Consider the following 13660-nt stretch of genomic DNA (forward strand, 5'->3'; position numbering starts at 1 on the left):
CACAAAGTATACTTTATGACACATTTTCTGCTTTTTTGTATATGTTATAAATGTGAAAATTTAGATAAAGGCGGGAGAGATATGTTTCAATCATTAAAAAAACTACTTTTTGTGTGCAGTTTGATTCTATCGTCGTGTGTAGTGCCGATTTATGCGGGATCAGAGAATCCGTTGGTTTATGATCAGACACAGGGAAAATTTCAGGATTTTTTGAATAAACAGTCTGGTGATGTAAAGGTAGTGATGGAAAAAGGATTTACTGAAACGATCAGTATACCTGATACTATTACATCTTTGGAGATTGATTTAGCAGGTCACAGCATTTCAGGTACAATATATGCCAATGGAATACCACTTACGATCAGCAATGGTCATACCGGTAGAATATACGGTGGCTCTTATAATGCTGATGTTGAAACAGGCACAATGATTACGCTTAATAATGTTAGAATTGATGGTGATTTATATGGTGGTGGTTATGCTGATTCGACGAATGCTACAGCGAATGTGACCGGCGGCAGTATTTTAATCTTAAATAATGTTGAGACCTTAAGAGAGGTTGAAAATGGACAGGGGGTTGGTGATGCGCATGATATTTACGGCGGCGGTCATGCGGTAAAAGGTTCGGCTACTGTTGATACAACAAATGTAAGTTTTAATGGCGGACTTATTTACAGTATTTATGGCGGCGGTCATGCGGAAAATGGAAGTGCGGATATATTAAATACATCGCAATTGTCTGTTGTAAATGCATCAAGTTATGGTAATGTTGCGGGCTGCAGCTACCTTAAAGGAACTAATCCGATAGCCTCCTGCGGGAATGTTAAATTAAATGTAGAGGATACTTACTTTCCAGTCAGCGAAAGAATATTTGGAGGTTTACAAAGTGGTAATATAATTGGCGGTAGTTATAGTGAGGGAAATGGTTTAGGTAAAGTAGAAGGCAATGTATCCATTCAAGTAATAGATACTCAAATATATGCGGAAATCATTGGCGGTGCAGTATCTTTTGGTACAAGCGGCGATTTTAGTGTCGGTAGTGTAGATATACTACTAAAGGGTGTAAAAACCTTCAATGAGCCGCATCTAAATATAGATTTGACGAATGAAATTGTCTGTCTAGGCGGAGCCTTGAATAATGCGGATGTCTTAGGCGACATTCATGCAGTTATTAAAGATTGTGATCTTGGTTATCTTATTATCAGTGAGAGGAATAGCACAGCCAATGGAACTACTACACTTGAATTTGATGATGGCGGTGTGATTGCTGGGTTTGAGGGAATTAACAAACTTGTACTTGGCGCCCCTTTAAAGCTTACTGATAATGATTTAGGAGATAATTTTAAACTTGTTGAAATTAAATTAAAAGGGAATTGGAAAAATGGTGTTAAAGCATTAACAATAGATGGTTTTAAAGAGGGTGCTGAATATGAAGGTCTATTTTATGGTGATAATCTTATTTATGGCGCAGATGAAACAGCTCCTTATTGGATGACAGACGGCCTTGTGGAAACACCAACTATTGAGCCTGAACCTGATCACTCTTCTTCACATTCCGGCGGCAGTACCAGTAGTACGATTATCAAGGGTGAAACTGAAACTACGGTTAAGGTTGATAATAAGACTGGTTCTTTAAGCAGCAGTATGGTGAAAAAACTCGTTCAGGAGAATGAAAAAGTACCGGTGGTAATTGAAAACAGCGATATGAAAATTACTTATCCAAAAGGAGCATTGGGCGACTTAACTGGTGCATTAAGTGTGAATGTAACAGTGGACGGTAAGGATGAAATAACTAAAAAAGCCGCTGAAAAAGCGGGTGAAGCAGTTATGACGTTTAATTTTAAAGAAGAAAAAATGTTTTCTGCTCAGCAGTCAGTTAAAATTGAAATAAAGACTGATACAGAATTAGTTGGTAAAACATTGTATTATCAGAAATATGATGAAGCGACTAATCAATTGGTTTTAGTAATGCCAACTGTGGTTAATGAAGAAGGCTGGCTTGAGGTCTCACAATTAGAAGCTGGCTGCTATGTGCTAAGTGAGACGATTGATCCATACTGGCATAAGACAGTGACTGGCGATTGGTATTATTTTGATGAACAAGGTCAAACGGTAACTGGCTGGCTGGCAGATAACAGTGATTGGTATTATCTCGAAGAAAAGGGTACAATGCATAAGGGCTGGCTGTCGCTTGACGATACATGGTATTGTATGAATGACGCGGGTAAATTGATTAAAGGATGGAACCCACAGGGGTCAACCTGGTACTATCACGATGGTACGGGATCACTTGTTAAAAATCAATGGATCTGGGATGAGGGCGGTTGGTACTATATTGATCATACCGGCAGTATGCTCAGAGATGGTTATACACCAGATGGTTTCCATGTCAATCAATCAGGAGTTTATGATTACTAAATAATAAATAAAGAGTGTTCTGCGCGGACACTCTTTATTATGAATTTTGATTTTCCCTAACACGGTATAAAATTAGTTCACGAATTAAATCAGCAGGCAGCGGTTTTTGATAATCAAGCTGAATTGTATTTTTATTATTAAAGGGAATGCCGTCAAGCATACTCTTGCAATGCTGAATTGCTGCCGGGCTTGAATAAAATCCCAAATGACGTTCATAAGCCGCAAATTGTATGAGATAACCATTCAAGTAGTAAGTGGGAACACTCCAGGAAAGCTTTTCTTCAGCTTGGGGAACCGTTTGAAAAATCAAACTGCGTAAGGTATTTAATATCGCTTGTTTATCCTTGTCAAATTGTTGAATATAAGCAGTTACATCTTTAATTGTAGATTTCATGTTAACGCCCCTTTTATTTATTATAGCACAGTCATAGAGAAGTAAATTATGAATCTAAGAGGGTGATGCAGTATACCGGAATTCAAATCATGACTTTTCTATTAAAATAGTGTAGAATAGGGACGTTGGAGGATTTGTTCTATGATAAAACTTGTTATTACGGATATGGATGGCACATTGCTGAATGATAAAAAAGAGGTGCCGGCTGAAATTTATGAGCTGATTTTAAAATTAAAGGAACGCGGTGTTACCTTTGCGGCAGCCAGCGGACGTCAGTATTTCAATCTGCTTGACAGCTTTGCACCCATTCAGAATGATATTTATTATATTGCTGAAAATGGCGCCTATATATTAAATGGCAGCGAGGAACTGTCAGTCAGTGAACTGCCGCATCCATTAATTGAAAAGCTGCTGAGTGTTGCTGAGCGGATTCCAGAAGTATATCCGATTCTGTGCGGTAAAGGCAAGGCTTATGTAACAAGCCGTGAACCAAGGGTCATTGAACAGGTAGAGCCTTATTATAAAAAATATGAAATTATTGATAATCTGCATACCGTAGATTCGGTTATCTTTAAGATAGCTGTGCTTGATTTTATCCATGCGGAAAAGAATGCTTATCCTCATTTCAAAGACTTTGAGGATCAGCTGCAAATCAGTGTGTCAGCCCATGAATGGATGGATATCATGGTCAAGGGTGTCAATAAGGGAGAAGCGGTTAAAAAGCTGCAGAAAATTTTAGGTGTCAGCAAGGCTGAAACGATGATTTTCGGTGATTTTTTAAATGATTATGAGATGATGCAGGAATGTGAGTACAGCTATGCTATGGCTAATGCACATCCTAAGCTGAAAGCAGTCTGCAACTATGAATGTCCAAGTAACAATGATAATGGGGTTGTCGATACCATAAAAAAAGTTTTTAATTTATAATAATTCAAAAGCATTGTTTCATACTAAGACTGAGGTGAAACAATGGAACACGAAGAAATCTTAAAATCATTAGATACATTATTAAAAGGCAGTCATATGGGTGTTACTACTTTTTCTGATTTGCTTGAGCATTTACAGGAAAGAAGCCTGCGTGATCAATTCAGAGGTTATGTAAAGCTGTTTGAAAATCATGAAAAAGCTATTACGAAAGCGATCTTGTTTTATCATGGACAGCCAGATACTGAATCAATTAAAATCATGATGGGTGAGGTTATGACGAGCTTAAAGAATTTAATGCTGGTTGGTGACAAGGATGTTTTAAACTCTGCGGCTAAGGCTATTGAAATGGGATTGACGCAGCTGAGAGAGTTTGATGATAAAAACCTTGCGGTTACTGAACAGGTGCGTAAAGATGTGAAGATCATCCATGATGATTATGAAGCGATGAAGCATGAGATTCATAAGGCATTAATTGAAAGAGAATAGAGGGTGCTTCCTGGCGGAGTGCCTTTTTCTATGTTGGTTTATGTTTTTAAAATTAATGATGAAGCATCAATTTCACCGTACGTTTAAATGAACTTGTGCTATAATATTTTTAATTGAAAAGAGGAATGACATGAAAACAGAAGAAAGATTTTTAAAGTATGTACAAGTTGATACTGAAAGTGATCCATACAGTGAAACAACGCCTTCCACAATGAAACAGAAAGACCTTGGCAAGCTGTTGGTTGAGGAAATGAAAGCAATTGGGATCGAGGATGCGATGATGGATGAATATGGCCGCGTTTACGGCAGTATTCCAGCGAATACGGATATGGCGTGTGAATCAATTGGTTTCATTGCTCATATGGATACATCTCCGGACTGCAGCGGCAAGGATGTTAAGCCGCGCATCGTTAAGAATTATGATGGTTCATTGATTGTGTTGAATGAAGCATTAAAGGTATCAATGGAACCTAAGGAATTCCCGGCTTTGGGACAATATATCGGTGATGATTTAATTGTTACAGATGGTACTACCTTGCTGGGTGCTGATGATAAGGCTGGTGTAGCGGAAATTATGACGATGGCTGAAACATTGCTGACACATCCTGAAATTAAGCATGGCCGCATCGCAATCGCGTTTACATGTGATGAAGAGGTTGGCCGCGGGGCTGATGATTTTGATTTAAAACGCTTTGCTTGTGATTATGCATATACCGTTGATGGCGGCGATATTGACTGCATCGATTATGAGAATTTCAATGCGGCAGCAGCGGTTGTTACCGTACATGGCAAAAGCATTCATCCAGGCAGCTCTAAAAATAAGATGGTTAATGCAATACTGGTTGCTTATGAATTCCATAATTGTTTGAATGTGTTTGAAAATCCAGCGTGTACAGAGGGCTATGATGGGTTTAATCACATGACGGAAATCAATGGCGGCTGTGAAAAAGCTGTAATGCATTATATTATCCGCAATCATGATGAAGAAAAAATGGCACATCAGAAGGCAGAATTTGAGAATGCCCGTGATTTCCTAAACAAGAAATATGGTTATGAGATCATTGAACTTGCCATCAGTGACAGTTATGCCAATATGCGTCAGTGTATTGAAAAAGATATGCGCTGTGTTGACCGGGCGAAAGCGGCTATGCTGAGTCTAGGCATTACGCCTCGTTCAACGGCAATCCGCGGCGGTACGGATGGTGCCCGTTTGACTTATGATGGCTTGAATTGTCCTAATCTCGGTACCGGCGGTGCAAATTATCATGGCAAATATGAATTTGCTTCGATTCAGGCGATGAATAAAATCACGGAGCTATTAGTGAAGATTGCCAGTGTTGAAGCATAAATAAAGAATCAAACAAGAATACCTGTGGGGGTGGCTGATGAAACAGCTGCCTCTTTTTTGTTATTGTTAGTGTGTTTTTTTATGCACAATTTAATGAATTGTTTAATATTCACTCAATACGCATGAATTTAATTTAATTGCTACAATAGAAACGGATAGAGGTGAGCCAAGTGCAATTAAACAGCAGACAAAGAGAAATTGTTCAGCATATGTTGGCAGCTGATGCACTGCAGTTAGAAAGCTGCATGCGTGATTACAAGATAAGCCGCCGTACCGTATATAAAGATATCGCAGCAATCAGGGCATGGGCCGAAGAATTTGGGGTGAACTTCAAAAGCAGCTCACGCAGCTTATTGGAATTGGAAAATGAAAAGGATGCCGCGCTGGTCAGACATTATCTGCAAGTTATAATCCCCTATTCAACACCGCTCAATCAATTAAGCCGGGCTAATCTTATTCTTGCTCATTTATTGTTTGAGGATGAAGCTTTAACGCTGCAGCAGCTCTGTGATCATATCGGCATCAGCCGCTCCACCTTCTACCGCGATTTAGAGATTGTCAAAGAATGGCTGAATAATTTTGATATTCATCTTGAAATTACTAAAACCAAAGGTGTTGAGCTTGATTGCCGGGAATCAAAATTCAGGGAAGCAATGGTCTTCTTTATTAAACGTAATTTTGATAATTATGATTTACTTGGTATTTTACAGACAAAGCATCCAGATGTGTATTTCAAGAATGAAAAGATTTTGATTTTTGATTTAGTTAAAGAATATTTTAAGGGAATTAATATTCAACAGGTGGTTGATATAGTCTGTAAGATTGAATTTTATCAGGGCTTTCAATTTTTGGATAAGGATAATATCTTCTTGATCTGGATCATTATTATATCTCTGACAAGGATTGAGCATCATTATGCTATTGAAGAAAATGATCACCGCTTTGAAGATGCTGAATGCAGTCAGGAAACCAAAATGCTCGCATTAGGCATTCAAACCATTATTAATCAGCCGATCAATGACAAGGAATATCATTATTTGTTTTTTCATCTTATGACCCTGCGAAATCGTTTTGAATTAATCAAAGAGGATAATTTCGATTTGGATTATAAGATTATGCAGTTTATTGAAGCTGTTTCTTATCGCTTGTGTGTATCCTTGATTACCGATGTGAAATTAATTGAAGGCTTAAAGATACATCTGACAAGCACACTGGATCGCATGAAACTGAAGGTGGTGGAATTAAATCCTTTGAAGGAACAAATCATGGCACGTTATCCTTTAGTGTTTGAAATCTGCAGAGAAGAGCTTAAGAACAGCCGTATTTTTGAACAGAGGATTTCTGAGGATGAAATCAGCTATGTGGTAATTTATATTGCGGCTGCTATGGAACGGGCGAATCAGTCTTGTAAACGGGTTTATGCCGTATGTACGACAGGCAGCGGCAGTGCGGAATTGCTGTTGGCAAATTTACAGAATAAGTTTCCTGATTTGAATGTGTTGGGTACGATTTCAATTCAAAAAGCTATCCATCTTACGCGCAGGCAGGCGGATGCCGTTATTTCTACTACTTATTTTCACAATGATGCTATCCCTGTTATTGCGGTAAGTCCGCTTTTGCTGAATGATGATGTTAAATTAATCAGGAAGGAATTGATGATTGAATCCCATGAGGATGAGAATCCTCTGCATGCTCATCTTGAAGAACCGTCTTTCAGTTTTATGGATTCCATGTATCTTCTGACAGATTGTGCAACAGCCTTAGATGAGCTGATCAGTCAGTTATCTTTAAAGCTTGAAAACAATGAGTATACAGGTATGCTGATTCATCTTATGATGCAGATTTATCAATCGGCGGGTGATGAATTGGCAGAAAAAGAAAATCTGAATACTTATGATTTGATGATTTATCAAGTTTTAAATAAGCTGTATCAGAAATACAGTAAACGGCCTTCAGTATATGATATTAAATCGATAAAAACATATTTATCAAACAGAAAGGAAACAAATGAAAACCCTATATATTAATGCGAATTTATATGATCCTGCTCATGATATCGATACCGCTGGCAATCTATTGATTGAAGATGGTGTGATTTTAGGAATTAATCAATTTGCTGAGGATGCAGAGATTGTTGATCTTAAGGGGAAATGGCTTTGTCCCAGTATTACGGATATGCATGTTCATTGTTTTAAAGAAATGAGTGATCTTGGATTGGATATGGATGAGATCGGAGTTGATATGCATGTGGGTACACTGGTTGACGCGGGCAGCAGCGGCTGTCGGGATATAGAAACATTATTGCAGCAGATTGAAGAAGCAGCAACGCGGATTAAAGTTTTTATTAATTATTCATCGGTAGGGCTGACGCACGGGAATCAAGAACTTGCTGACTGGTCTTTGATTGATGAAAATGCACTTCGTGAAGTTGTACAGCGCTATCCCGGCATTATTAAGGGTATCAAGCTGAGAGCTAGTGCGAGTGTGGTCGGTAAGCTGGGCATAGAGGTAATTCGAGCCGGTAAGGCATTCGCGAAAGAATTAGGCTTGCCGGTAATGGTTCACATCGGCAATGAACCGCCGCAGCTGGAGGAAGTATTGAATTGTTTGGAAAAGGGAGATATTGTCACTCATATCTTTCATGGCAAGCCAAAAGGAATTTTTGATGAGGAAGGCAGGTTAAAACCGCTTGTTGAGGAGAAATATCGAGAGGGTGTGCTTTTTGATGTAGGTCATGGCGCTGCCAGCTTCAGTTTTGATGTTTGTGAAAAAGCAATCCGCGAAGGTATCAAGCCTTCCTTGATCTCTTCAGACCTGCATAAACGTAATTATCTAAGTAAACTGCATTCTCTGAGTGAGGTGGTCAGCAAGCTTTATGCCTGCGGATTGAGCGAGCGTCAGCTTATTGATGCGATAAGTATACGGCCGGCAGCCTTGTTAGGGCTGCAGAATGGCTTGCAGATTGCTCATCAAGCTGACTTATCGGTGATTGATTTTCAAGCTTGTGAACCGATGATTTTAAAGGACAGCCAAGGTCATGAGCGTCTTTGCCGCAAACAGGTTGTCTTTGAAGCGTTAATCAGATAGGGGGTGGTGTGATGGAGAATTTTAATAATAATCTGATTGATGAAGTGATAAAAGAGCGTTCAGCTGGCTGGCAGGATTTTTCCCAGGAGAATGAGAAACAAATCTGTAAGCTTGGTGAGCGGGTTTTCGCAGCATGTTCAGAATTGGGGATTCCCTTTGATAAAACAGCAGGAATTACCTTTATGACACATTTGACAACTTTATATGAACGATTGTTCAGAACGCATGAAGTGATTGAAATTGAAGCAGAGCTTTATGATCAGATTGATGAGGATTTAATGGATCTAAGCAGTAAAATCAGTCAGTTGATTGAGCTGCTTCTGAATTGTAAATTAGACCGCAGTGAATGTTTTTTGATTGCTACGCATCTGGGCAGTATGCGCGAGCGAATCAACCAGAATCTAAACGATTAAAAGGAGAAAAGAAATGGAAAAGGTAAAAGTTGTGATTGCTCATCGTATGGGCAAGGGGCAGAATGTGGCCCGCGGTGTAGAAGCGGCAGGCGGTGAAGCAATCGTAATTCCCGGAATGGGAGCGGATATGAAGCTTGGTGATGTAATGAAGGAGGAACATGCTGATTTTGGCATCAGCTTCTGCGGCGGTGGCGGCGGCGGTGCTTTAGCGGCTCAGAATAAGTATCAGTTTAAAGCAATTTATGATCTGCGCAATGTACCAGCGGGTGTTTCAGCGATTAAAAATGGCTATGAGGCTTTAGGCTTTGGTTTTATGGATACGGAAGAATTAGGAAAGGCTTTGACGGAAGCCTATCTGAAATATAGGAAATAAATATGGAAGACAGAGAATTGCTGCAGGAAAAGGATTATGAAATTTCGATTCAGTCATCAGGGAAATCCCGAGAAGAGGTTTATCAGAATTTATTTAAGCAGCTGCGTAATGATATTCACAGCCATATCGAGGGATATCTTGTTGAAATGCATGTTGAGTCAATGAGGCTGGTACATGAAGAAATCGAAAAATTTACGAAAAAGTTTTTATTTTTCTTTCTGCCTGTGGAGCATACTCGTTTCACAGCAACAGCGGTTTTCAGAGTTAGAGTGGTAGAAATACTAAAAGAAAGGGACAATTAATATGCTTGACTTAGTTATTAAATCAATAATAGTAGGTGGTTTGGCGGGGGCCGGAGCGGCTGGCGGAGCTGCTAGAATGTTTCATGCGCCGGGAATACAGGGCATGGGCGCTTTTCGAACTTTGGGAGAAATGAATGCGTGCAATGGTGATCCCATCGCCCATTTCAGTTATGGTTTGGGATTCTTGTTCAGCAGTGCCGGCTCCGTTGTAGGAACCGGATCATTAAGCTCAGATGTACTGCATCGTATTGTGCCGCAGTGGTCAGCGGGTTTGACAATCGCAGCCACTAAAGATAAGACGGCTTCCAATAATCCGTTTAAAATGATGATCAGCGGTGCGGTTGTCGGTGCGGCAGTCGTTACCTTCTTGAATACATTGGCAGGCTTGATTCCTTCAACAATGGCTACGATAGCGGAAAAAATCGTATCGCCAGCCGCGGAATTAATTCTTTCACCGATTCTGCCTGTTGCATTTTGGATTTCAGCGCTGGGTGCCGGTAAATGGCATGGCGTTTTTGCTACTGTATTCGGTGTACTGGCGCAATCGATTATGGGGAATGCGACACCTGGCTGTGTATTAGGTATTTTGGTAGGTCAGAGTGTGCAGGATGAAGGCTTTACAAGTAAGCGCAGCATTTTGATGATTGGTTTTGTCGCGGTGATGTTTTTACTGATAGCCTATTTCAGAGGAAAGTTCTAAGAGGGATATGAAAATGGAAAATACGAATAAATTAGAAAAGTTTTTTATGAGTGAGGGTGCTTTTGCGGTATTTATGGCACTCATCTGTTCCGGAGTGTTTGCCGGTACAAGTATCTTTATTCAATATCATACCGGCAGCTTTTCAACAACCAGTGTTACAGTTATGCTTTCTGAAGCACTGACTACCGGCAGCTTCGCAGCGGTAATCGGTTATACCGGCGGTTTCTTGCTGGCTCGTGTTCTGGAAGGTCCGTTAGTTGGTATCTTGGATATCGGCGGCGCGATTATGACTGGTGTCGGCGCTGGCCTGCCGGGCTTATTGTTATCAATGGGTTATACTTCTTTAGTTGAGAATTTCATTTTATCACTGCTTACCGGAGCAATCATCGGTGTTGTGCTGGCAGCTGTCATTTTAGGTATCCGTAAGCTGATGCCGGGCGGTTACAGCTCAATGGGAACGGATATCATGGTTGGTGCCGGCAATATTGTGGGCGAATGGTTTGGCCCGATTATTTTGATCATGGCAGCTAAATTTGATATTTGGACCGGGCTGGGTGCGATGCTTGGTGCGGTATTATGTCATACTAAAAAATCACCGATTATCGGCGGCGCTATCTTAGGGGCCATGATTGTAGGTTATATCGCGTTCCTGTTAGGGTTTACTACACTGGGAATCGGAGCTTGATTATGTGTGTGTTTGATGAATTTAATGTTCAGCGGGTCATTAACTGCAGCGGCAAAATGACATATCTGGGCTCTAGTATCCTAAGTGACAAGGTGCGTAAGGCAATGGATGAGGCAGGGACATCTTATGTGCAGATGGAAGAATTAATGGATCGTGCCGGTGAAGTCATAGCCGATTATTGCCGCAGTGAGGCAGCCCGTGTCTGTGCAGGGGCGTCAGCCGGTATCATCATCTCAGTGGCTGCTGCTATTACCGGCGGTGATGAACGATTGGTAGAGGAAGTACCTTATGTTTCAGTAAAACGCAAAAAAATCATTATCGCCTGCGCTCATCAGATTGATTTTGGGGCGCCAATCCGTCAGATGATTGCATTAGGCGGCGGTGAAATGGTAAGTGTCGGAACGGTTAATCGCTGTTATCCATGGCATTATGAAAAAGCGATCGATGCTGATACTGCAGCCATACTTTATGTGAAAAGTCATCATGCTGTTCAAACAGATCAGGTTGCTTTAGCGGATGTTATCACGCTTGCACATAAGCATCAGCTGCCTCTGATTTTGGATGCCGCGGCTGAAGAGGATATCACCAAATATATTGAAATGGGCTGTGATTTAGTGATATACAGCGGTGCTAAAGCATTAGAAGGTCCAACCTCAGGATTGATAGCCGGCCGCAAAACATTGATTCAGGCATGCCGAAAGCAATCCAAAGGAGTTGCCAGAGCAATGAAGGTCGGTAAAGAAAATATATTTGGCTTATTGGCAGCAATCAAACAATACGGTTCTCATTCATCGGCAATGCAGCGGCAGATCGTTGATGCAATCGTAGAAGAATTGAAAAGTGTAAAAGGCTTAACCGTCAGTGTGGCTAAGGATCATGCCGGCCGTGAGATTTACCGCGCTAAATTAGAAGTTGATGAGACTGTCTGCGGGATGAATGCTCTAATGCTTGATCAGCAATTGAGAAACGGCAGCCCGATTATTTATACTCGCAATCACAATGCCAATCTGGGCATTCTGCTGCTTGATCCGCGGCCGATGCAGCTATCTGATACAGCGATTGTTTGTCAGCGGATTAAAGAAATATTGGCGGTGAGTCTATGAGTATATATTATCATGATCAGCTTTGTCTGAATTGTCTGTGCGGCAGTATTGAGAATGCGAAAGAAATTTTAGAAGTGATGGAAGGTCATGCCTTGATTGGTTTACTTTCAACAGCTTATGAAAATGAAGCGGCGGCGGTATCCGCAATGCTGACATATCAAAATGCTTTGAATGGCCATATATCAGTAGGTCTGGGCGGCGGCAATCCGGCACAATGGCAGAAGGTTGCCCACATAGCGAAAGAGCTTAAACCGGCTCATGTCAATCAATTATTTACAGCGGTTGGCTATACTCGGGCGCTTTGTCCCAACGCACATATTAATGCGCTTGTTTCGCCTAGCGGTACATGTGGTCTTGTGAAAGTTTCCGTTGGTCCATTAAGTCAACAGGCAGAACCTGCATTGATACCAATCTCAACAGCCATCGAGATGATCCGCGAAATGGGCGGTAATTCTTTAAAATTCTTTCCGATGCAGGGTTTAACCCGCAGAGATGAATTGATGGCAGTGGCGGAGGCAGCAGCTAAAGCCGATTTAATCCTTGAGCCAACCGGCGGTATCACAACTGATAATCTTGAAGAAATTCTGCGTATGCTGCTTAATGCGGGAGTTAAAAAAATAATTCCCCATGTTTATACATCAATTATGGATGAACATGGTGTTACCCGTATTTCAGAAGTAAAAAAAATAGCGGAAATATTTAAAAAATTATTATGAAAAAAGCATGTTCACTTTTTATGAACATGCTTTTCTATGCATTATCCTTAATAATCAGTCCCAGCAGCTTTGCCAGTTCAATAGCCTGATACTCTGAAACAATTAACCCCTTTAAAGTATCCATTGATACGGCAATACCCTGAATACTGCATGTAGAGACATCAATACCAGCCAAGGATGAATTAAAAAATTCTGCTTCATCCAGCTTGCTGTCACTAAACAGTACCTCTTTAAACTGGGTTGCCACAAAACTGGCCTGACCGCAGTCACAATTTATAAATAGGTTATTTTTTAAAGTGGAAGAGGAAAAATTGGCATATGTGCATTTGCAGTGATCAAAGACTGTGTTCTGAATCAGCATGCTTGTAAATTCACTGCCGGTACAGCGGCATTTATGGAACTCACAGCGATGGAATGACCCTTTTTCAAAACTGAGATTTGAAAGATCACAGTTATCAAAGATGCAGTCGCAGAAATCACAATGATCAAAGCGGCAGTCCATAAAGTCACAGCTTCTGAATATAGAACCATTGATGTGAATCCGCTCGGGTTTCACTTCACTGATAAATTCATTTTCAATTAACACATTTTCAATCAGATCATCCTCAGTCATAGCCTTCTCAATGGTTTGAACCGGTTGGATGTCAGCACTGATTCTTGGTTTTTGGATTGTTTTCATATTGTTCACCTGATATTCATTATATCTTA

The 13660-nt window shown here is 40.5% G+C and carries 15 protein-coding genes; 13 read left to right on the forward strand and 2 right to left on the reverse strand.

The annotated features are described in order from the left end of the window. Nucleotides 1–81: 81 nt before the first annotated feature. The gene (locus DAHG_RS20415; RefSeq protein ID WP_022936886.1) at nucleotides 82–2418 is read left to right on the forward strand and encodes an N-acetylmuramoyl-L-alanine amidase family protein; all 2337 of its coding nucleotides are present in this window, start codon (nucleotides 82–84) and stop codon (nucleotides 2416–2418) included. A 37-nt stretch (nucleotides 2419–2455) separates the two neighbouring features. Here DAHG_RS20415 and DAHG_RS03245 read toward each other — a convergent pair whose 3' ends face one another. Next, complete coding sequence (locus DAHG_RS03245; protein WP_022936887.1) at nucleotides 2456–2812, reverse strand: iron chaperone; 357 nt, start codon at nucleotides 2810–2812, stop codon at nucleotides 2456–2458. A 141-nt stretch (nucleotides 2813–2953) separates the two neighbouring features. On the opposite strand from DAHG_RS03245, the gene DAHG_RS03250 reads away from it, so the two are divergent. The 12 genes from DAHG_RS03250 to dagF all read left to right on the forward strand — a co-directional run bounded on the left by DAHG_RS03250 (nucleotide 2954) and on the right by dagF (nucleotide 12952). Beyond that, nucleotides 2954–3739 carry an HAD family hydrolase gene (locus tag DAHG_RS03250; RefSeq protein WP_022936888.1) on the forward strand — a complete coding sequence of 262 codons (786 nt, stop codon included), beginning with the start codon at nucleotides 2954–2956 and terminating at the stop codon, nucleotides 3737–3739. Nucleotides 3740–3781: 42 nt separating this feature from the next. Beyond that, on the forward strand, nucleotides 3782–4225 hold the full coding sequence (locus DAHG_RS03255) for a DUF2383 domain-containing protein (RefSeq protein ID WP_022936889.1): 444 nt from the start codon (nucleotides 3782–3784) through the stop codon (nucleotides 4223–4225). Between the two features lie 130 nt (nucleotides 4226–4355). Then, a complete protein-coding gene (gene pepT, locus DAHG_RS03260; protein WP_022936890.1) occupies nucleotides 4356–5573 on the forward strand; it encodes a peptidase T in 1218 nt (405 codons plus the stop codon). Nucleotides 5574–5743: 170 nt separating this feature from the next. Beyond that, nucleotides 5744–7600: a BglG family transcription antiterminator gene (locus tag DAHG_RS03265; protein ID WP_022936891.1), complete on the forward strand. Its 1857-nt coding sequence runs from the start codon at nucleotides 5744–5746 to the stop codon at nucleotides 7598–7600. Beyond that, entirely contained in the window at nucleotides 7581–8660 is a 1080-nt protein-coding gene (locus tag DAHG_RS18655) for an amidohydrolase family protein (protein ID WP_022936892.1), read from the forward strand. The genes DAHG_RS03265 and DAHG_RS18655 overlap by 20 nt, the downstream gene beginning before the upstream one ends. A gap of 11 nt (nucleotides 8661–8671) precedes the next feature. Continuing rightward, complete coding sequence (locus DAHG_RS03275; protein ID WP_022936893.1) at nucleotides 8672–9073, forward strand: PRD domain-containing protein; 402 nt, start codon at nucleotides 8672–8674, stop codon at nucleotides 9071–9073. A gap of 13 nt (nucleotides 9074–9086) precedes the next feature. Further along, on the forward strand, nucleotides 9087–9446 hold the full coding sequence (locus DAHG_RS03280) for an SFCGS family glycine-rich protein (RefSeq protein WP_022936894.1): 360 nt from the start codon (nucleotides 9087–9089) through the stop codon (nucleotides 9444–9446). A 2-nt stretch (nucleotides 9447–9448) separates the two neighbouring features. Beyond that, nucleotides 9449–9748, forward strand: a complete 300-nt coding sequence (locus DAHG_RS03285) for a DUF4312 family protein (RefSeq protein ID WP_022936895.1) — start codon at nucleotides 9449–9451, stop codon at nucleotides 9746–9748. Between the two features lies 1 nt (nucleotide 9749). Next, nucleotides 9750–10448 carry a DUF4311 domain-containing protein gene (locus DAHG_RS03290; protein ID WP_022936896.1) on the forward strand — a complete coding sequence of 233 codons (699 nt, stop codon included), beginning with the start codon at nucleotides 9750–9752 and terminating at the stop codon, nucleotides 10446–10448. A 13-nt stretch (nucleotides 10449–10461) separates the two neighbouring features. After that, entirely contained in the window at nucleotides 10462–11133 is a 672-nt protein-coding gene (locus DAHG_RS03295; RefSeq protein WP_022936897.1) for a DUF4310 family protein, read from the forward strand. 2 nt (nucleotides 11134–11135) lie between these two features. Beyond that, on the forward strand, nucleotides 11136–12236 hold the full coding sequence (locus DAHG_RS03300; RefSeq protein ID WP_022936898.1) for a DgaE family pyridoxal phosphate-dependent ammonia lyase: 1101 nt from the start codon (nucleotides 11136–11138) through the stop codon (nucleotides 12234–12236). Next, a complete protein-coding gene (gene dagF, locus DAHG_RS03305) occupies nucleotides 12233–12952 on the forward strand; it encodes a 2-dehydro-3-deoxy-phosphogluconate aldolase (RefSeq protein WP_022936899.1) in 720 nt (239 codons plus the stop codon). Before DAHG_RS03300 ends, dagF begins: the two co-directional genes overlap by 4 nt. A 34-nt stretch (nucleotides 12953–12986) precedes the next feature. Here dagF and DAHG_RS03310 read toward each other — a convergent pair. Continuing rightward, nucleotides 12987–13660, reverse strand: a 674-nt coding sequence (locus DAHG_RS03310) for a pentapeptide repeat-containing protein (RefSeq protein WP_022936900.1), incomplete at its 5' end; no start/stop codon positions are given.

This window comes from Dielma fastidiosa (assembly GCF_000313565.1).
Classification (GTDB): Bacteria; Bacillota_I; Bacilli_A; order Erysipelotrichales; family Erysipelotrichaceae; genus Dielma; species Dielma fastidiosa.